The sequence below is a fragment of the Domibacillus aminovorans genome, assembly GCF_001643235.1.
GTDB lineage: Bacteria > Bacillota > Bacilli > Bacillales > Domibacillaceae > Domibacillus > Domibacillus aminovorans.
Map to the genome: position 1 here is coordinate 24,278 of NZ_LQWY01000016.1, position 20,611 is coordinate 44,888.

19 protein-coding genes and 1 other RNA gene are annotated in these 20,611 nt (G+C 41.1%); 19 read left to right on the top strand and 1 reads right to left on the bottom strand.

Going from position 1 to position 20,611, the window contains the following annotated elements; all coding sequences use genetic code 11:
• Window positions 1–71: 71 nt before the first annotated feature.
• From clpP to ssrA, 14 genes are all read left to right on the top strand, one after another.
• Window positions 72–674, top strand: a complete 603-nt coding sequence (gene clpP / locus AWH49_RS07425) for an ATP-dependent Clp endopeptidase proteolytic subunit ClpP (protein ID WP_018394526.1) — start codon at window positions 72–74, stop codon at window positions 672–674.
• Window positions 675–753: 79 nt separating this feature from the next.
• Window positions 754–2,073, top strand: a complete 1,320-nt coding sequence (rpoN, locus tag AWH49_RS07430; RefSeq protein WP_082862713.1) for an RNA polymerase factor sigma-54 — start codon at window positions 754–756, stop codon at window positions 2,071–2,073.
• 11 nt (window positions 2,074–2,084) lie between these two features.
• Window positions 2,085–2,342: a glutaredoxin family protein gene (locus AWH49_RS07435; protein ID WP_018394524.1), complete on the top strand. Its 258-nt coding sequence runs from the start codon at window positions 2,085–2,087 to the stop codon at window positions 2,340–2,342.
• Between the two features lie 140 nt (window positions 2,343–2,482).
• The gene (locus tag AWH49_RS07440) at window positions 2,483–3,511 is read left to right on the top strand and encodes a sugar-binding transcriptional regulator (protein ID WP_063965176.1); all 1,029 of its coding nucleotides are present in this window, start codon (window positions 2,483–2,485) and stop codon (window positions 3,509–3,511) included.
• 75 nt (window positions 3,512–3,586) lie between these two features.
• Entirely contained in the window at window positions 3,587–4,594 is a 1,008-nt protein-coding gene (gene gap / locus AWH49_RS07445) for a type I glyceraldehyde-3-phosphate dehydrogenase (RefSeq protein ID WP_018394522.1), read from the top strand.
• Between the two features lie 160 nt (window positions 4,595–4,754).
• Window positions 4,755–5,936, top strand: coding sequence for a phosphoglycerate kinase (locus AWH49_RS07450; RefSeq protein ID WP_063965177.1), 1,182 nt, complete (start codon window positions 4,755–4,757; stop codon window positions 5,934–5,936).
• Window positions 5,937–5,964: 28 nt separating this feature from the next.
• Window positions 5,965–6,726, top strand: a complete 762-nt coding sequence (gene tpiA, locus AWH49_RS07455) for a triose-phosphate isomerase (protein ID WP_063965178.1) — start codon at window positions 5,965–5,967, stop codon at window positions 6,724–6,726.
• Window positions 6,719–8,254 (top strand): 2,3-bisphosphoglycerate-independent phosphoglycerate mutase, encoded by a 1,536-nt coding sequence (gene gpmI, locus AWH49_RS07460; protein WP_063965179.1) that lies wholly within the window; start codon window positions 6,719–6,721, stop codon window positions 8,252–8,254. Before tpiA ends, gpmI begins: the two co-directional genes overlap by 8 nt.
• Before the next feature lie 15 nt (window positions 8,255–8,269).
• A complete protein-coding gene (gene eno / locus AWH49_RS07465; protein ID WP_034286578.1) occupies window positions 8,270–9,565 on the top strand; it encodes a phosphopyruvate hydratase in 1,296 nt (431 codons plus the stop codon).
• A gap of 177 nt (window positions 9,566–9,742) precedes the next feature.
• On the top strand, window positions 9,743–9,976 hold the full coding sequence (gene secG / locus AWH49_RS07470) for a preprotein translocase subunit SecG (protein WP_018394517.1): 234 nt from the start codon (window positions 9,743–9,745) through the stop codon (window positions 9,974–9,976).
• 133 nt (window positions 9,977–10,109) lie between these two features.
• Window positions 10,110–10,856, top strand: coding sequence for an alpha/beta hydrolase (locus AWH49_RS07475; RefSeq protein ID WP_063965180.1), 747 nt, complete (start codon window positions 10,110–10,112; stop codon window positions 10,854–10,856).
• 23 nt (window positions 10,857–10,879) lie between these two features.
• Window positions 10,880–13,246, top strand: coding sequence for a ribonuclease R (gene rnr / locus AWH49_RS07480; RefSeq protein WP_063965181.1), 2,367 nt, complete (start codon window positions 10,880–10,882; stop codon window positions 13,244–13,246).
• A gap of 20 nt (window positions 13,247–13,266) precedes the next feature.
• Window positions 13,267–13,734, top strand: a complete 468-nt coding sequence (gene smpB, locus AWH49_RS07485) for an SsrA-binding protein SmpB (RefSeq protein WP_018394513.1) — start codon at window positions 13,267–13,269, stop codon at window positions 13,732–13,734.
• A 73-nt stretch (window positions 13,735–13,807) separates the two neighbouring features.
• Window positions 13,808–14,175, top strand: a transfer-messenger RNA (tmRNA) gene (ssrA, locus tag AWH49_RS07490).
• A gap of 135 nt (window positions 14,176–14,310) precedes the next feature.
• Here ssrA and AWH49_RS07495 read toward each other — a convergent pair.
• On the bottom strand, window positions 14,311–14,985 hold the full coding sequence (locus AWH49_RS07495; protein WP_063965182.1) for a site-specific integrase: 675 nt from the start codon (window positions 14,983–14,985) through the stop codon (window positions 14,311–14,313).
• A gap of 174 nt (window positions 14,986–15,159) precedes the next feature.
• Here AWH49_RS07495 and AWH49_RS21215 point away from each other — a divergent pair, with 174 nt between their 5' ends.
• The 5 genes from AWH49_RS21215 (at window position 15,160) to AWH49_RS07515 (ending at window position 20,611) form a co-directional block, all read left to right on the top strand.
• Entirely contained in the window at window positions 15,160–15,444 is a 285-nt protein-coding gene (locus AWH49_RS21215; RefSeq protein ID WP_169815981.1) for a transposase family protein, read from the top strand.
• A 356-nt stretch (window positions 15,445–15,800) separates the two neighbouring features.
• Complete coding sequence (locus tag AWH49_RS07500) at window positions 15,801–16,709, top strand: helix-turn-helix transcriptional regulator (protein WP_063965183.1); 909 nt, start codon at window positions 15,801–15,803, stop codon at window positions 16,707–16,709.
• A gap of 194 nt (window positions 16,710–16,903) precedes the next feature.
• Window positions 16,904–17,770 (top strand): dynamin family protein, encoded by an 867-nt coding sequence (locus tag AWH49_RS07505; protein ID WP_063965184.1) that lies wholly within the window; start codon window positions 16,904–16,906, stop codon window positions 17,768–17,770.
• Window positions 17,763–20,057, top strand: coding sequence for a dynamin family protein (locus AWH49_RS07510; protein ID WP_063965185.1), 2,295 nt, complete (start codon window positions 17,763–17,765; stop codon window positions 20,055–20,057). The genes AWH49_RS07505 and AWH49_RS07510 overlap by 8 nt, the downstream gene beginning before the upstream one ends.
• Complete coding sequence (locus AWH49_RS07515; RefSeq protein WP_063965186.1) at window positions 20,054–20,611, top strand: hypothetical protein; 558 nt, start codon at window positions 20,054–20,056, stop codon at window positions 20,609–20,611. The genes AWH49_RS07510 and AWH49_RS07515 overlap by 4 nt, the downstream gene beginning before the upstream one ends.

A 20,611-nucleotide genomic window follows, 5' to 3' on the forward strand; every position in this document is an offset into this window, starting at 1 on the left:
ATGTTTGACCTTCATTGACCTTAAATTGTATGATGGTTGTATAGAACAGCAATTAAAAGGAGGAACCATTTATGAATTTAATTCCTACAGTTATTGAACAAACGAACCGTGGTGAGCGTGCGTACGACATTTATTCCCGTCTGTTAAAAGACCGTATCATTATGCTGGGCAGCGGAATTGATGATAACGTGGCAAACTCGATTGTCGCGCAGCTTCTTTTCCTTGAAGCCGAAAACCCTGAAAAGGACATTTCAATTTACATAAACAGCCCAGGCGGCAGCATTACAGCTGGTATGGCGATTTATGACACGATGCAATTTATTAAACCGGACGTACAGACGATCTGTATTGGTATGGCTGCATCAATGGGGGCATTCCTGCTTGCAGCGGGTACGAAAGGAAAACGTTATGCACTTCCGAACAGTGAAGTCATGATCCATCAGCCGCTCGGCGGTGCACAAGGTCAGGCGACGGAAATCGAAATCGCGGCAAAACGCATTTTGTTCCTTCGTGAAAAATTGAATGGTATTTTGTCAGAGCGTACAGGCCAACCGCTTGAAGTCATTTCGCGCGATACAGACCGCGATAACTTTATGACGGCAGAGCGTGCGAAAGAATACGGTCTCGTCGATCATATCGTGACACGCAGCGAAGCAGCATCTAAAAAAGATTAAGGAAGGAAGGCCTGCATCCCAGCAGGTCTTTTTTTTCTTCGCGGCTAGCTGTATAATAGCCATGAAGGGGGAGATACAGATGAAGACTGGATTGTGGCAGCAGCAGTCACTCAAGCTTGCCATGACACAGGAATTGACACAGGCGATTGCGCTGCTTCAATATTCAACGCAAGAACTGACTGAATTTTTGGAATCAAAAGTAGTGGAAAACCCATTTATTCAGCTTGAAGCGCCTGATTTGAAAGCGCTTAATAAAAAAGGCCAGCAGCGAAGTTCAAGAAGTCAAACAGAAGATAAAAATTGGATTGAACATATACCGGATTCATCTTATACGATAACCGATCATTTGAATACTCAATTTCAACTGATCAATTTAACAAAATCTCAAAAACGAATTCTTGATTTTTTACTTTATAATATAGATGAAAACGGATACATGAAAATTGACGGTGCGGATGCTGCTAAGCTTCTTGCTGTGGAAAAAAAAGAAATCACTCATATAATGAACATGATTAAGCGGATGGAACCGGCGGGTATTGGTGCGCGGGATTTACGGGAGTGTTTATTAATGCAAATTGAAAGCCGTCTTGATGCACCCTTTCTTGCTGAAGTCATTATTCGTGATCATTTTATTGAATTTGCTAATAAAACGTGGAAACCGCTTTCTAAAAAACTCAATGTCGAGATGAAAGAAATCCAGCAGGCAGCCGATTTTATCAAAACACTGAATCCAAAGCCAGGTGCCCGTTTTTACTACGATTCATCATCGTATGTTCGCCCAGATATGGCTGTTCTAGTGGCAGATGAAACGATTGAAGTGTATCTTCTAGATGATGATTTGCCGAAAGTGGTTTTTCAGCGGGACTATTTTGATAAAATGGCTGTCCACTCTGACATAGATGTGAAAAAGTTTATAAGAGAAAAAGAAAAGGACTACCAGTGGCTGTTAAAAAGCCTGAAGCAGCGCCAGCAGACAATTCAGCGTGTCGGACTGAAGATTGTTGAAAAACAGCGGGCTTTTTTCTTTGAAGGATCCGGTTCATTACAGCCGCTGACAATGAAAGAAGTGGCAGATGAGCTACAGATTCATGAGTCGACGGTCAGCCGGACGGTGCGAGAAAAATATATGCAGACGCCCTTTGGGACGTACGAATTGAAATTTTTCTTTCCATCCGGTTTGGCGGCTGCACAATCAGATGGAGAAATAACATCATCCAATCAAGTAAAGACGCGTATTGAAACGCTTGTATCAACTGAAGATAAAAGAAAACCAATGTCTGATCAAGCAATCTGTACTATACTAGAAGAAGATGGAATGACGGTTTCAAGACGGACGGTAGCCAAATACCGAGAACAGCTTCAAATCCCGTCGTCGACGAAGCGGAAACGATATGATTGAGGTGAAAGTTCGTGGATGTTTATTTTTATACGCGACCAGATTGTCATTTATGCGAAGAGGCAAAAGTGGTTATGCACATGGTGAAAGACGAAATTGACATCACATTGTATGAGCGGAACATTGATGAGTGTGATAAGTGGACAGAGCAGTATGGGTTAATGATTCCAGTCGTGGAATGCGACGGAGAAATGATCCAATATGGACGTGTTGACTATTTCACAATCTTCACAAAATTGAAACAAAACCTTAATAAACAATTAAAAAAATAAAATGGTATCTTTCGTTGATTTTTGAATAGTACCCTGCTACAATAATTTTGTAGGCAGGGAAATTTTTTTCGGGTAAGTGGGACACATTAAGTTTTTAATGGGACGAAACAAAACCCGAAAACCGAAGAGGAGCGTCGAATATGAAACCCATCTTAAGTATTCAACAGCAGCTCGTACCGGACCTGCTTGACATAATGCAAAAACGCTACCGACTTTTGCAAGCTGTCAGGATTGCGGGAACGGCGGGACGAAGAACATTGGCCCAGTCGCTTGGCATGACTGAGCGTGTTGTAAGGAGCGAAGCGGAGTTTTTAAAAGAACGTGGACTACTTGACTTTAGTGCAGCAGGCATGAAGATGACGGAAACAGGTATGGATATTGTGCGAGAGTTGGAAGAAATGATGCTTGAATTAAAGGGAATTGATTCAATGGCAAATGAACTAAGGAACCGCTACAACCTGTCGAACGTCGTCATACTTCCAGGCGACTGCGATGAATCAACCTTTGTGAAGAAAGCAATTGGTGATGCATGCGCAAGCCGCATAAAGAGTCATCTTAGTGGAAAAACTATCATTGCTGTAACAGGTGGCTCGACGATGGCGGAAGTAGCACGGACAATGAAACCGGATTTCGCAGAAGGGAAGCAAGTATTATTTGTGCCGGCACGAGGCGGTATTGGCGACGATGTCCGCAATGAAGCAAATACGGTTGCTGCTTTAATGGCACAAAATACGAACGGTTCGCACCGCGTCTTGTACGCACCAGAGCGAATTAGCCCAGATGTGCGAGAGTCACTTCTTCAAGAGCCAGCAATTAAAGAAGCAGTTAGCATGATTCAATCAGCGGACATTGTACTTCACGGTGTCGGTGATGCTCTTGCTATGGCTAAAAGGCGTAAAACACCAGATGCTGAATTAGCTATTTTAGAAGAGAAGGAAGCAGTTGCAGAAGCATTTGGCTACTATTTCAACAAAGATGGAGATGTAATTCAGAAATTGTCGACAATCGGGTTGAAGCTAGATGATTTGCAACATGCAACAGTCGTCATTGCAGCAGCAGGCGGCACTTCAAAGGGGAGTGCGATTCGTTCTTATTTAAACGGATCACCCAAACTGGATATACTCGTCACAGACGAAGCAGCAGCACGAGTGCTGCTGGAACAATCATAATTTAAACTAATACTAACAACCGGCAATTAAAAGTTGCTAACGGTTTGATAAACAAATTTTAGGAGGAACTCACTCATGACAGTAAAAATTGGTATTAATGGCTTTGGACGTATTGGACGTGTTGTTTTTCGCGCAGCTCTTAAAAACCCGGAAGTAGAAGTAGTAGCAATCAATGACCTTACAGATGCAAACATGCTTGCACATCTTTTAAAATACGATACAGTACATGGAACTCTTGATGCAGACGTAACAGTTGACGGCGACACAATCGTTGTAAACGGAGAACGTGTAAAAGTTACAGCTGAACGTGAACCTGCGAAAATTCCTTGGGGTGCAGCTGGAGCTGACATCGTTGTAGAATCAACTGGCCGTTTTACAAAACGTGCAGACGCTGCGAAACATCTTGAAGGCGGCGCTAAAAAAGTCATTATCTCTGCTCCGGCATCAGATGAAGATATTACAATTGTTATGGGTGTGAATGAAGATAAATACGATGCAGCAAACCATGATGTTGTTTCAAATGCATCTTGTACAACAAACGGCCTTGCTCCATTTGCAAAAGTATTAAATGACAAGTTTGGTATCGTACGCGGAATGATGACAACTGTTCACTCGTACACAAATGATCAACAAGTTCTAGACTTGCCACATGCTGACTACCGTCGTGCCCGCGGAGCAGCAGTAAATGTTATCCCAACGACAACGGGTGCAGCCAAAGCCGTTGCTCTTGTAATACCTGAATTGAAAGGTAAACTAAATGGTATGTCTATGCGTGTTCCAACACCAAACGTATCTGTTGTTGACCTTGTCGCTGAACTTAAAACAGACGTTACGGCTGAACAAATAAATGAAGCCCTTAAAGCGGCATCTGAAGGCGACTTGAAAGGTATTTTAGCATACAATGAACTTCCGCTTGTGTCTTCTGATTACAACGGCACTACTGCTTCTTCTACAATCGATGCTCTTTCTACTATGGTTATAGAAGGCAACATGGTGAAAGTTCTTTCTTGGTACGATAATGAGAATGGCTACTCTAACCGCGTAGTAGACCTTGCTCAATACATCGCTTCAAAAGGTCTTTAATGAAAAGAAACGCTGTTTTTTTTAGACTAATAGTTGGAAAATAACAGTTCGCCGTCTATAATGAAGAAGGGAAACGGGGAGAGGGGTACAATCCCTGCTCCCCGTTTTTATTTAAACAAACCCTTGCTTACGCTTTTAATTACAACTGGAGGTCTTTTTAATGAACAAGAAAACGATTAAAGATCTGGATCTGAAAGGAAAGCGTGTCTTTTGCCGCGTTGATTTTAATGTGCCGATGAAAGACGGCGAAGTGACGGATGATACACGTATTCGTGCTGCCCTTCCAACGATTCAATATTTGTCAGAGAAAGGCGCAAAAGTGATTTTAGCAAGCCACCTTGGCCGTCCAAAAGGTGAAGTAAATGAAGAAATGCGTCTTACAGCTGCTGGCAAACGTCTGGAAGAATTGCTCGGGCAACCGGTTACAAAAACAGATGAGGCATATGGCGACAGTGTAAAAGAAGCTATTTCAAGTTTGAACGAGGGCGATGTTCTTCTTCTTGAAAACGTCCGTTTCTACAAAGGAGAAGAAAAGAACGACGATGAGCTTGCGAAGCAGTTTGCTGAACTTGCTGATGTATATGTCAATGATGCATTTGGTGCGGCTCACCGCGCGCATGCATCAACAGAAGGAATCGCGAAATATTTGCCGTCTGCAACCGGTTTTTTAGTACAAAAAGAATTGGATGTCCTCGGTAAAGCGTTATCTAATCCGGAGCGTCCGTTCACAGCGATTATCGGCGGGGCGAAAGTAAAAGACAAAATCGGCGTCATCGATCATTTACTTGATAAAGTGGACAACTTGATTATTGGCGGCGGACTTGCGTATACATTCGTAAAAGCGCAAGGACATGAAGTTGGTAAATCACTTCTTGAAGAAGATAAACTGGATCTTGCGAGACAATTCATGAAAAAAGCTGAAGAAAAAGGCGTGAAATTCTTAATGCCTGTTGATGTCACAGTCGCGGATGATTTTGGCGAACACGCGAACACGAAAGTCGTTCCGATTAATGAAATTCCAGCGGACTGGGAGGCGCTTGATATCGGTCCGAAAACGATTGAACTTTACAAGGAAACAATTCAACAATCAAAACTTGTCATTTGGAATGGTCCAATGGGCGTATTTGAAATTGATAAGTTTGCAACAGGTACAAAAGGGGTTGCGCAGGCGCTTGCAGATTCGGATGCCTATTCAATCATCGGCGGCGGCGACTCAGCAGCAGCTGTTGAAAAGTTTGCTCTTGCAGACAGAATGAGTCATATTTCAACAGGTGGCGGGGCAAGCCTTGAGTTTATGGAAGGAAAAAAACTTCCAGGTGTAGAGGCAATTGACGAAAAATAATTCATAGAATTTAAGGGGGATTTTTTACATGCGTAAACCGATCATTGCAGGAAATTGGAAAATGAATAAAACATTGGAAGAGGCACTTGAATTTGCAAATAGTGTAAAAGAGAAAATACCAGCGTCTGCTTCTGTTGACAGTGTTATCGGTGCACCAGCACTTTTCTTAGGACAGCTCGTTGAAGCGGTCGAAGGAACAGATGTGAAAATCAGTGCGCAAAATGCACACTTTGAAGAAAGCGGTGCATTCACAGGCGAAACAAGCTTGAAAGCACTCGCAGATCTTGGTGTTTCTTATGTGATTATTGGGCACTCTGAGCGTCGTGAAATGTTCAATGAAACAGACGAGTCTGTAAATAAAAAAGCACGTGCTGCATTTAAACACGGTGTAGTTCCAATCGTATGTTGTGGTGAAACGCTTGACCAGCGTGAAGCAGGCGAAACGAACGATTTCGTAGCCGGCCAAATTAAAACGGCTCTTGAAGGCTTAACAGAAGAGCAAGTAAGCAATACGGTTATTGCATACGAGCCAATTTGGGCAATTGGTACAGGTAAATCTTCTTCGGCGCAAGATGCAAACGAAGTATGTGCACATATTCGTGAAACAGTCCGTGGTCTTTATTCAGAAAAGTCTGCTGATTCAGTCCGCATTCAATATGGTGGCAGCGTAAAACCAGAAAACATTGCTGAATACATGGCAGAGCCGGATATTGACGGAGCACTTGTTGGCGGTGCAAGCTTGGATGCAGCTTCTTACTTGGCACTATTGGAGGCTGTTAGCAATGGCTAAAGGACCGGTCGCGCTTATTATTCTCGACGGGTTTGCCTGCCGGGAAGAAACGAGCGGAAATGCGGTCGCACAGGCGAAAAAACCAAATTTCGACCGTTACTGGAATCAATTTCCGCATGCGCAATTAACAGCAAGCGGTGAAGCAGTCGGTCTTCCGGAAGGCCAGATGGGCAACTCGGAGGTCGGCCATCTGAATATCGGTGCTGGCCGTGTTGTATATCAAAGCTTAACACGCATTAACATTGCAATTCGCGATGGTGAGTTTTTTGATAATGAGCAGTTTTTACAAGCAGCGGCATATGCAAAAGAACATGGCACAGCTCTTCACTTATTCGGTTTGCTCTCAGATGGCGGCGTACATAGCCATATTGAACATTTAAAAGCATTGCTTGAATTTGCGAAGCGTCAAGACGTTGAAAAGGTATACGTTCATGCCTTTTTAGATGGCCGTGACGTTGGACCAAAAACAGCAAAAGGGTATATTAAAGATGTACAGGCGAAAATGGATGAACTCGGTGTCGGTCAGTTTGCAACGATTTCAGGCCGCTACTATGCGATGGACCGCGATAACCGCTGGGATCGTGTTGAAAAAGTATATCAGGCAATTGCCTACAATGAAGCGCCAATGTTTGAAGATCCAATTGAAGCGGTGGATGCTTCTTATGCGGCCGGTATAAACGATGAGTTTTTTGTACCTACTGTTATTAAAGGAAAGAGCGGGGAAACGGTTGCGAAAGTGAAAGACAATGATGCGATCATTTTCTTTAACTTCCGTCCAGACCGTGCGATTCAGCTTGCTAATGTATTTACAAACGAAACGTTCCATGATTTTAACCGGGGCGATAAACAGCCGAAAGATTTATTTTTTGTTTGCATGACACCGTACAGCGAATCAGTAAAAGGTGTTATTGCGTATAATAAAACGGATTTGTCGAATACAGTTGGTGAAGTTCTTTCAAAACATAACCTCCGCCAGCTTCGTATTGCGGAGACGGAAAAATATCCACACGTCACGTTCTTTATGAGCGGTGGCCGTGAAGATGAATTTCCAGGTGAAACACGCATTTTGATCAATTCGCCGAAAGTGGCAACGTACGATTTGAAACCAGAAATGAGCGCATATGAAGTGACGGACGCGTTGCTTGCGGAAATTGAAGGGGACAAACAGGACGCGATCATTTTAAACTTTGCGAACCCGGATATGGTTGGTCATTCCGGATTGCTTGAGCCAACAATTAAAGCAATTGAAACGGTTGATGAATGTTTAGGCCGGATAGTAGACTTAATCTTGTCAAAAGGCGGAACAGCGATTATTACAGCGGATCATGGAAATGCAGATGAAGTTATGACAATTGAAGGAAATCCAATGACAGCTCACACAACAAATCCAGTGCCAGTGATCGTCACGAAAGAAGGCGTCACTTTGCGAAGCGGTGGTATTTTAGGTGACTTAGCACCGACAATGCTTGATTTATTAAACATTAAACAACCGGCTGAAATGACCGGAAAAACTATTATTGAAAATTAAAGGAGAGAAAAAATAATGCCAGTAATTACAGACGTATATGCACGCGAAGTACTTGATTCACGTGGGAATCCAACAATCGAAGTAGAAGTATATACAGAGTCCGGTGCATTCGGACGTGCGCTCGTTCCATCAGGTGCATCAACAGGTGAATATGAAGCTGTTGAACTTCGTGATGGCGACAAAAGCCGTTACCTCGGAAAAGGCGTTGAGCAAGCTGTTAAAAACGTAAATGAAACGATCGCTCCTGAAATCGTAGGCAGCTTCGTCGTAACAGATCAAATCGGCATCGATAAAGCGATGATTGAACTTGATGGTACAGAAAACAAAGGGAAACTAGGCGCCAATGCCATTCTTGGTGTGTCTATGGCCGTTGCGCATGCAGCAGCAGACTATCATGGCGTATACCTTTATGAATACCTTGGCGGTGTAAACGGCAAGCAGCTTCCAGTTCCAATGATGAACATTGTTAACGGCGGAGAACATGCGGATAACAACGTGGACATTCAAGAATTCATGGTTATGCCTGTTGGTGCGCCAACATTTAAAGAAGCCCTTCGTATGGGTGCAGAAATTTTCCACAACTTGAAAGCTGTTTTACAGGAAAAAGGCTTGAACACAGCAGTAGGTGATGAAGGTGGATTCGCGCCAAACCTTGGTTCAAACGAAGAAGCTCTTCAAACCATTATCGAAGCAATTGAAAGAGCGGGCTACAAACCAGGCGAAGAAGTGAAACTCGCTATGGATGCTGCCTCTTCTGAGTTCTATAACAAAGAAGATGGTAAATACCATCTTTCAGGTGAAGGCGTTGTGAAAACATCTGCTGAAATGGTTGACTGGTATGAAGAAATGGCAAACAAATATCCAATTATTTCAATTGAAGATGGTTTGGATGAAAATGACTGGGAAGGCCACAAATTGCTGACTGAACGCCTTGGCGATCGCGTACAGCTTGTTGGGGATGATCTTTTCGTTACAAATACGAAAAAATTGTCTGAAGGGATTGAAAATGGTGTAGGTAACTCAATCCTCATTAAAGTAAACCAAATCGGTACATTGACTGAAACATTCGATGCAATCGAAATGGCAAAACGTGCAGGCTATACAGCAGTTATCTCTCACCGTTCTGGTGAAACAGAAGATGCAACGATTGCGGACATCGCTGTTGCAACGAATGCTGGACAAATTAAAACAGGTGCTCCGTCACGTACGGACCGTGTGGCGAAATACAATCAGCTTCTTCGTATTGAAGACAATCTAGCTGATCTTGCGGAGTACCTTGGAAACGACACATTCTACAATTTGAAAAAATAAGAGTAAACAGGAAGTCCGGGCGGCCGCCCGGACTTTTTTGCTTAGATATTTTCGATATTGTATAGGTACAAGTACCCACTAAACGCATCAGTGTTTAGTGGGGGTAGTTGACGAAGAACTATGTGTGATATAATACACTTATTATTAATACGTTCGTTAATGGAGGTAAGTAAATACATGCATACGTTGATTTTAGTGCTGCTCGTAATCGTTTCAATCGCACTCATTGCTGTTGTTCTTTTACAGTCAGGAAAAAGCGGAGGATTATCCGGTGCGATTTCTGGTGGTGCGGAGCAGTTATTTGGTAAACAAAAAGTGCGCGGAATTGATCTTGTGTTTCATCGTCTAACCGTTGTACTATCCGTGCTGTTTTTTGTTTTGACTATTGCGCTCTCTTATTTTGGTTTGTAATAAAAAAGGCGATTCAGCTGAATCGCCTTTTTTTTGCGGGCCCACACGATGTGGGTCACAAAGGCGTTGCGACAGGACGTCGTGTTCTTAGCCTTTGAACCATCTATTAAAGGAAAGAAAGGAAATCATTCACATGAAACTCTCCATACCAAAACCATTTACATTTAAATCAGGAAAGCGTGCGGTTCTTTTGCTACACGGATTTACGGGAAATTCTGCTGATGTGCGCATGATCGGGCGTTTTCTTGAGAAAAATGGATATACATCACACGCGCCACATTATAAAGGACACGCTGTGCCACCGGAAGAGTTAGTAAAAACAGGCCCTGAAGACTGGTGGAAGGACGTCGTTGATGGCTACAATCATCTGTTGGATATTGGTTGTGAAGAAATTGCCGTCTGCGGGCTGTCGCTCGGCGGTGTTTTTGCACTTAAACTCGGTTATACTAAACCTATAAAGGGTATTATTTCAATGTGTGCACCAATGTCGATGGAAGATGAGGCAACCATGTATAATGGTGTTGTCGAGTACGCGCGCGGATTTAAGAAATTTGAAGGGAAATCAGAGGGAGTCATTGAAGAAGAAATAGAGGTGTTTAAACAAACACCAATGACCACGCTGAATGCTTTACGTGATTTAGTTCAAGATGTCCGGAACCACATCGACCATATTTACGCACCCACATTTATCGTGCAGGCACGTCTGGATAAAATGATTGATACGAACAGTGCAAATATCATTTTTGACAGTGTGGAAACAGATGAAAAGCAAATAAAATGGTATGAACAATCGGGTCACGTCATTACGCTGGATAAAGAAAAAGAGCAGCTGCATGAAGACATACTCAGCTTTCTTAAACGTCTTGACTGGACCGTGTAAACCGAAACGGAGGGATTTCCCAAATGGATCAGCACATACAAGAAAATGTCGACCGCTTGTTGACATACATGAAAGAAGAATCTTACAAGCCGCTCACCGTGCAGGAACTGGAAGAAGTACTCGGTATTGAAGGATCAGACGGCTTCCGCGACTTTGTGAAGTCACTTGTGTATATGGAAGAACGCGGCCTCGTCGTCAGAACACGTGCGAACCGGTATGGGTTGCCAGAGAAAATGAATCTTGTGCGCGGGAAAATTTCCGGTCATGCGAAAGGTTTTGCTTTTTTGATTCCTGATGAGCAAGGTGTTGATGACGTCTTTATTCCACCGCATGAAATAAACGGGGCGTTAAATGGCGACATCGCACTTGTAAGAGTGACGAAAGAAGATCAAAGTGGAACGCGGCGTGAAGGAACAGTCATCCGTATTTTAGAGCGAGGCCAGACAGACATCGTCGGGACGTTCATCGACAAAAAAAGCTTTGGTTTTGTGGAAGCGGATGATAAAAAATTCTCCGTTGATATTTTTATTCCGAAAGAGAAAACAGCGGGTGCGATTGATGGACATAAAGTTGTTGTCCATATTACACGTTGGCCAGAAGGCAGACAATCGGCTGAAGGGGAAGTTACGGAAATTATCGGTCATAAAAATGATCCAGGTGTCGACATTATGTCGATTATTTATAAACATGGATTGCCTCAGGAATTTCCGGAGGATGTATTAGAACAGGCAAATAGCGTGCCAGAACAAATCGATGAAAAGGATTTAAAAGGGCGGCGCGATCTTCGAGATGAAGTCATCGTGACGATTGACGGCGCTGACGCGAAAGATCTCGATGATGCGGTAACTGTAACGAAACTAAACAATGGAAATTACAAGCTCGGTGTTCACATTGCCGACGTTAGTCATTACGTAACGGAAAATTCACCAATTGACCGTGAAGGATATGAACGAGGGACAAGTGTGTACTTAGTTGACCGCGTGATTCCGATGATCCCACATCGTCTTTCAAACGGGATCTGTTCATTAAATCCGCAAGTGGACCGATTGACGTTATCATGTGAAATGGAAATTAACGCAGCAGGCGAAGTCGTCAGCCATGAAATTTTCGACAGTGTAATCCGTACGACAGAGCGGATGACGTACTCGGATGTGAACTCGATTTTGGTAGACAAAGACGAAGAACTGCGTACAAAGTATGAGCCGCTCGTACCATTATTTGAACGAATGGAAGAGTTAGCAGCAATTTTGCGGCAAAAACGGACTGACCGTGGTGCGATTGACTTTGATTTTAAAGAAGCGAAAGTGATTGTAGAGGAAGACGGACATCCACTGGACGTTATTATACGTGAGCGTTCCGTCGGCGAAAAACTGATTGAAGAATTTATGCTGGCAGCCAATGAAACGGTCGCCGAGCATTTTCACTGGATGGACGTGCCGTTTATTTACCGTATTCATGAAGATCCGAAAGAAGATAAATTACAGCGCTTTTTTGAGTTTTTAACAAACTTCGGCTTGAATGTAAAAGGAACAGCTAATTCCGTTCACCCGCGTGCGCTTCAAGCAATTATTGAAGGTGTAAAAGGGACACCGGAAGAAACCGTTATTTCAACCGTTATGCTTCGTTCTATGCAACAGGCAAAATACAATCCGAACAGCCTTGGCCATTTCGGTCTGGCAACGGAATTTTACACACATTTCACATCGCCAATCCGCCGTTATCCGGATTTAATTGTTCATCGTCTCATCCGAACGTATTTAATTAACGGGGATCTCACGCAGCAAACGAAGGAGAAATGGGATGCAAGGCTCTCGGAAATTGCGGATCATACGTCAAGTATGGAACGCCGTGCGGTTGAAGCCGAGCGTGATACAGATGAGCTGAAAAAAGCGGAGTACATGCTTGATAAAATTGGCGAAGAATACGATGGCGTTATTAGTTCCGTAACGAATTTCGGGATGTTTGTGGCGCTTGAGAATACAATTGAAGGACTTGTTCATGTGTCCTACATGACGGATGATTATTATCGGTATGATGAACGTCATTTTGCGATGATCGGCGAGCGAACTGGGAATGTCTTCCGTATCGGTGATGAAATTACAGTACGTGTTCGTGACGTGAATAAAGAAGAACAGTCAGTTGATTTTGAAATTGCCGGTATGAAAAAACAGCGTCCGCGTCCGAAGGGTGAAGATATGGCCCGCTCGAAAAAAACGCGCGGCCGTGGCAAAAAAGAACAGCCTGAACGAAAAGAAATCAAACCAGAGAAAAAACCGGCGCGTCCTGATATGAAAGGCAGCGGCGGCGAATGGTCAACACAGTCATCAGTGAAAAAGAAGAAAAAACGTAAATTTTATGAAGGTGTACCGAAGAAAAAGAAACAGAAGTAAAAAGTGAGGGGAACGAACCAATGCCAAAAGGAGAAGGAAAAGTGATTGCGCAAAATAAAAAAGCGCGTCATGACTATTTTATTGAAGAAACATATGAAGCAGGCATGGTGCTGTTAGGGACTGAAATTAAAGCAATCCGTGCGGGACGAGTGAATTTAAAAGATTCATTCGCCCGCATCCGGAATGGCGAATTATTTGTTCACAACATGCACGTTAGCCCGTATGAGCAAGGAAACATTCATAACCATGACCCAATCCGTACACGGAAGCTACTTTTGCATCGGAAGCAGATTAATACGCTGATCGGTGAAACGAAAGAAGCAGGTTACTCAATCGTACCGCTTAAAATTTATTTGAAAGACGGCTATGCAAAAATGCTGATCGGCCTTGCAAAAGGGAAAAAGAAATACGACAAACGTGAAGACTTGAAGCAGAAAGAAGCGAAGCGAGATATTGAGCGTGTATTCCGTGATCGTCAAAAAGGTTGATTAGCCATTAATTCTATGTTAGAATAGATCATGTCACAAAAAAAGCAGAACAATCAGCTACAACTTTAATCCGGGGGACGTTACGGATTCGACAGGGGTAGTTCGAGCCTGGGCTGCGGGTCAGAGGGTCGGCTCTGTCAAAACGCACTTGCCTATAATAACTGGCAAACAACAAACACAACTACAAGCTGCCTAATTAAATTTAGGTTAGCCTGTGCTCCTCCCGCTGTTGTCCGTGCAGTCGGATCAGGGGCCCACTTTAAGCGGACTACGCTCGATTCCTCCGTCTGGGGATGACAGAAGAGAACAATCAGACTGGCTGATCCAAAGGCCTGCCGTTCGGCAAATGGATCAGCGAGACTCTAAATAGTACGGCTACACCCGTAGACGCTCAGGTGCCGTTATCTTTGGACGCGGGTTCGACTCCCGCCGTCTCCATAATTAAAATTTATGGAGTTTCAAACAGTGTCAAAACCCTTGATATTCAAGGGTTTTTTCATTTTCACTTTTTCATATCATATCAACGAGCATCAACCAATAGCATTTAGTAAGGCATTTAATTTATATGTTTTTCGTTTAAAAGTTCATGTAATCTGAAAACCTTTGTATAGCTTCTTCTTTTGCTTTTTCAGTAACATGGGCATAGATGTTCATGGTTGTTTGGATGTCACTATGTACAAGTCGCTCTTGCACTTCTTTAATGGTGGCACCAGCCTCAAAAAATAAACTGCAATGCGTATGGCGAAGACCCTGGGTTGTAATCAGTTCTAAATTGTATTTCTTTTGAATCTGTAGAATCCATTTTCTCGTTTTAGTTGGTTGTAACAATTCATTGTTTGCATTGCTAAATAAAAGTTGCTGGGGCTGCAGAGTGTTAAAACCAAGTTTGAAGTAGTCTATTTTTTGTTTTGCTCTCCATTCCAGCAAAATCTCCATGGTCTTCTCATCCATCTGAATTGTTCGTACAGAGGCTTTCGTTTTCGTCGTTTTAACATAAAGCCGATTATTTTCCCCACGAGCAAGTGCCTTATTAACACGGATCTCCTTTTCTTTAAAATTTACGTCATTCCATGTCAATGCCAATGCCAATGCTTCTCTTTTACGAATGCCAGAAAAAGCTAAGAGTCGAAAAAAAGAATATATCTTAAAATTATATTCTTGTTCTAAACACTTTAGAAAGTGGATAAGTTGATCCTTTGTATAAAAATTTAGGGTTTCATCTTCTTCAGGAGCATTCATCTTTTTCGGCATGGTGACAAGTGTCATCTCCGACGTTAAAAGGTTCTTACGTTAAGCTGGTGAAGGGCTTTTTCATTGCTAGACTGATATAATAAAGGAAAAGGAGTGCGTTCCGATGAACCATTTTTTATGGTCATCTCCTGACCCCATTTGGAACTTTTGCACGTAGATGATTCGCATGATGTGATGACCTTGACTGTTAAAAGTAGCCATGAATCCGTACTCTGTCCTTCCTGCTGTCAGCCAAGCACCCGACCTCATAGCCGATATACCCGTAAAGTACAAGATCTGCCGATTAGTAACCGTCCTGTCGACCTGGTTGTTAGGACGAGAAAATGGTTCTGCGACCAACGCTACCAACCAAAGTGTCCTGTAACTATCTTCACTGAGCGGCAGGAATGGCTGCTGCCTAACAGGCGCAGAACCGTCAGGGCAAATGAGGCGAGCCAACTATGGGAGCAAATGTTTTGAGAAAAATAAAAAGTGTCAAACCTGATGGAAGTCAAGGTTGACGCTTTTTTGTCTTTTTCTGAATTTGAAAAACCCAATGAAGAAAGATTAAGGCACACAGAAAACAAACCTCTGGAGATAAGATAATGTCTTAGGAGATAAGAGCAAACATTAGGAAACGAAAATGTTAAGAAGGGTGATAACCCCTTCTTTTTTTGACTAAATCTTCTCTTCCCTCATTGTTCGACAGCATTCGACAAATAGTCTTTGTTACTATAGAATCAAGAAAAAAATCATGATTTTTTTACATATGTACACAATATGTCCATCTAGTTGGCTATAATGTCTCTATACAGTATGAAAAAAGAGGAATAAAAATGAGTCAAATAGAACGTATTTTAAAAATGTACAGCCGTTTGCAAAAAGGTCATGTACTGAACAAAGCAGAGCAAGCGGTGCATTTCAATGTAACGGAAAAAACAATTCAGCGTGATTTCGATAGCATTCGCAGCTTCCTTGAAAAAGACGTGCCAAATGAATACCTGGACTACGACAGGGAACAAAAAGGCTACAAGCTCCAACAGGGAAACAATACCCATTTGCATAATGAGGAAGTTCTCGCTATCGTCAAGATCCTTATTGAATCGCGTGCGTTTCCAAAATCCGACATGCATCGCTTGATCGATAAGCTGACTGTACTCGCTTCGCCCGCTAACCAAGACTTTATCAAAAAGTTAATGAGAAACGAAAAACACCTGTATGTAGATCTGCAACACAGAAAACCACTGTTCTCACTCATCTGGAAGCTGTCCGAAGCCGTCCATACGAAAAGGATTATCAACATCTGCTATCAGAAAGAGAATGAACAAAATGCAGGCGAACGCACACTCAAGCCTGTCGGGATCTTATTTTCCGAATATTACTTTTATCTGCTCGCCTATCAGACTACGCGCGAGCTTAGCTTCCCAACTATTTATCGGATCGATCGTATCACCAGCTGCAACGTTACAAATGAACACTTCAAGACACCATATCGCTTTGAAGAAGGCGAATTCCGAAAACGTGTACAGTTTATGCATGCCGGTGAACTTATTAACGTCAAATTCCGCTTCACCGGAGCATCTTCCCAAGCCGTACTTGACCGGCTCCCGACTGCAAAAATTGTCGGGCGGGACGAAAATAGTGTCACATTCGAGGCTGAGGTGTTTGGGGCGGGGATTAAGATGTGGCTACAGAGTCAGGGGGAGAATGTAGAGGTGTTATCATCAGAACATTTAAAAAGGTGAATTTCAGAAACAGTAGTAAGTAGCATAAAGAATAAAAGTAGAAGACAATTGCAGTGAAATTTCTTACAGCCGTATATAGGCTTTTAAATTAGACTTCGCTTTTGGCCTATAACGTTGAGAGATATTGCAAAAGAAAAAGATGTAATTGAAAGAGTCGAATTTAAAATGGACAATCGTTAAGTGTTCGTTTGAATATGAAAAAAGAGAGGGTTGAAACAACCTTGTTAAATAAAATGAAGAAACGGATTTTAGTAACAGCGACAATGAGTGCGGGGAAGTCGACTCTTGTAAATGCACTAGTGGGAAATAAAATTATGGCTACTAGGAACGAATCCTGTACGGCTAAGCGATTTACCATCATTGAAGATCCGAATACAAAGAATCAAGTAATATTTGAGTATAAAAATATTAGAATGAAATTTCAAAAAAATATAGCTACTGTAATGCATGAAGTTAAATGTGATGATCTTAAATTACGTACAAGAATGTTCCATAGAGAAGATTCGTATTTATGGGAAATTATTGATACACCGGGAGTGAATTCATCAGCAGACCCTGATCATAAACAAGTGTCTGAATCACTTATTCGATCTAATGATTTTGATATTTTGTTATATGTAATGAATGGGAATCATCTAGGTACGAATGATGACTTAATGCATCTAAGGTATATTAAAGAACACGTTGATGACGATAAAATTATTTTTGTTATAAATAAAGTTGATCAGTACAGAAAGTCACAAGATTCTATTCCAGAAAGTTATAGGAAAACAAAACATCATTTAAAGGAACTAGGCTTTGCTAATCCAAGAATACAGCCAATATCTGCTTATGCAGCTTTTTTAATGAAACAAGAATTATTGAATAAAGAATTTAATGAAGAAGAGGAAGAAGAACTGCAACTGTTTAAAAGAAAGTTTAAGAGAGAACACTACGACTTATCTCATTATCAAGAGTGGTCAAAGGAAGTTTTTACTTCTCAGGATCAAGAGCTTTTAAAAAGATGTGGGATATTAGGGTTGGAAGAACTTATTGTGAGAAAGGAAGTTGAGCATGGCTAACGTTTTTATTAAATATAATCCATATAAGTTAGAAACAGCAGTGAGAATAGATGGAGAATCAGTAGCTGAAAATAGTATTTTGAATGTTGGACAAAAACGTTTGCAGGAATGGGTCGAACAAATACCTGTTTTTTTGCAAGAAGAATGCAATGAACAGTATTTTAAACTTGATTTTATGGGAACTGAAATGGATTTTGAAGATGTTCAAGAAGCTGTTCAAAAATCAAATGAAGAAATTCAAATAGAACTTACGCATTTACCAATCAAAGAAGTTGCCTATATGGAATTAGCCATTGAAGAAGTTTTTGACGAAATTATCAACGGGCCTATTGAAGAACTGAAAACGAAAGATTTACAAGATGCTTTCAACAAGGCGCTAAATGATGAATTTGAGATCACAGTCGTAGCTACGATGAGTGCTGGTAAATCGACATTAATTAATTCACTATTACAACGCAAGATTATGCCATCTAGCCAGGAGGCTTGTACAGCGACTATCTCACGTATTAAAGATACGGATGACGAAGAGTTTTTTGCTATAGCGTATGATGAATTTGAAAATAAGGTGACGAGTGTTACAGATGTAAAATTAGAAAATATGGCAAAGTTGAATGCAGATGAGAGTGTTTCAACTATTTGCTTAGAGGGCGATATTCCATTTACATCTACTGATGAAATGTCCTTAGTTTTAATTGACACACCAGGACCAAATAACTCAAGAGATGAAAACCATTTAAAAACTACATTTAAAAATTTAGATGAGTCGTCCAAAGCATTAGTACTCTACATATTAAATGCTACTCAATTGGCAGTGAATGACGATTCTAAGTTATTAGATGCTGTGGCCAACAGTATGAAAGTTGGAGGGAAACAGTCAAAAGATCGTTATCTATTTGTTGTGAATAAGTTAGATCAATTCCGCAAAGGTGACGATGATGTAGAGGTATCATTAGAAAAAGTGAGAAAGTATTTAGCGGATCGCGATATTCATGAACCGAATATATTACCGGCAGCAGCATTAGCAGCATTAGATATTCGAGAATTATTAAATAATCCAAATGAGATCGATGAGGATTTAGAAGATGAAATTTCAATGACTGCTCGTAAATTAAATCGTAATGAACAACTGCATCTAGAAAAATACGCTACACTAACGCCAAGTATTAGACGTAAAATTCAAGAGCAGTACGATAAAGCTGACAATGGAGACATTATGAACTTGGATACAGCTTTAATTCACAGTGGTATCCCAGCGATTGAAGAAACAATTAAATTATACGTAGAAAAGTATGCCAGGACTGCGAAGATTAAAAACGTTGTAGACACATTCCAAAAAAAATTAGAAAGCTCTAAAGCATTTGAACAAACTAAAAACGCAATAGCTGAAAATACTGAGCGACACGAGCAAATAAAGATGCAAATTCAGCAAATTGAAGAAAAATTGAATTCAGGTGATGAAGCAAAAAAATTTAAGAAGAAGATTGATACAATTGACGTTATGCCGCAAGTGAAAAAAGAGTCGAAGAAGCTTTTAGCTGAGCAGCAACAGTCAATGGATAAATTTTTAACGAATAATGTTGATGAAGTTTTTACACGTGGAGAAGCAGATACTTTTATTAATAATTTAACGAACCATTCTAAACAAACGAATGCAAAATTAAGCGCAGGTTTAGAGAAAGTTATGAATGAACAGCTTGTGGATACAGCGATGAAATTATTGAACGAATACAAAGAAAAGATTGTTAAGCTTGTTGAGGGTATGAATACTGAAGATTTAATTTTTGAACCTTTCGAATTAATTGCGGCAGAAATTGATTTGCACGGTGAGCGCAATCGAATTATAGAGGCAGCTAAATTTACCGAACGTGTCAAAGTAGGCACGGAAACATATGAAAATCCAGAGCGGGAGGGTTTCTTTGGGAGACTGAAATTTTGGAAACCTAAATACATTATAGAAGATGTATACGAAAACCAAGAAAAAATCAAAGCACAAGTGATTGCAGATGAATTTCAAGCGCTTTTAGAAGGATATTCCAGAAAAATAGTTAAACAAACAGAGAATGAAGTAAAAGATAAGATGAAAAAATTAAAATTTGACTATCATCGGAAATTTGAGGCGGTAGATCAAATGTTACGTGATAAATTACACGATTTAGAAACATTTACGGCCGATGCTGAAACAATTAAACAGCTGATTCAAGAATCTAAATTGAAATTTGCTTGGTTAGAGCGAATTGAACAAAAAGTAAATAATATTATTGAAATTGAGGAGGTTGTTCATTCGTGATTTCTGAACAATTTAAAGTAGCAGTCCAATCAAAAGAAATAGAAAAAGTTAAAATCATGTTAAAAAACAGTTTGACTATGGATTTAACATTCAATCAATTTAAGGAAATGTTAGATTATGCATTGAAATATTTTCCTAATATTATTGAAAAACATGAAGGTGAAAAATTCGAATCAAAAGATAATTGGGATAAGGAATATGCTAGTTCAATAAAAGTAGACTTAGTTGACAATTTTTCTGCGGAACGTATTGAACACATTAAAGAAGTACAAACATATGTATATGCGGATGAAATTGCTCGAAAAAAACAAGCAGCGTATTCGCAAGGTTCTATCTCTTCAGCTCCTAAAGGGAGTGTTCAAACAAGACGTGAATCGGCGACAAATGCAGATAGTCAATCTATGGCTACTTTAATAGCGAGCCTTGGCGTTGGAGCTGCATCTATCTTATTCGGAGTGATCAAAGGATTAAGCATTGTGACAGTTACAACAACGGCAGTCGTTGCTTCATGTGTAATCGGAGGAGTTACCTACTATTTGGTGAAAAAATCATAA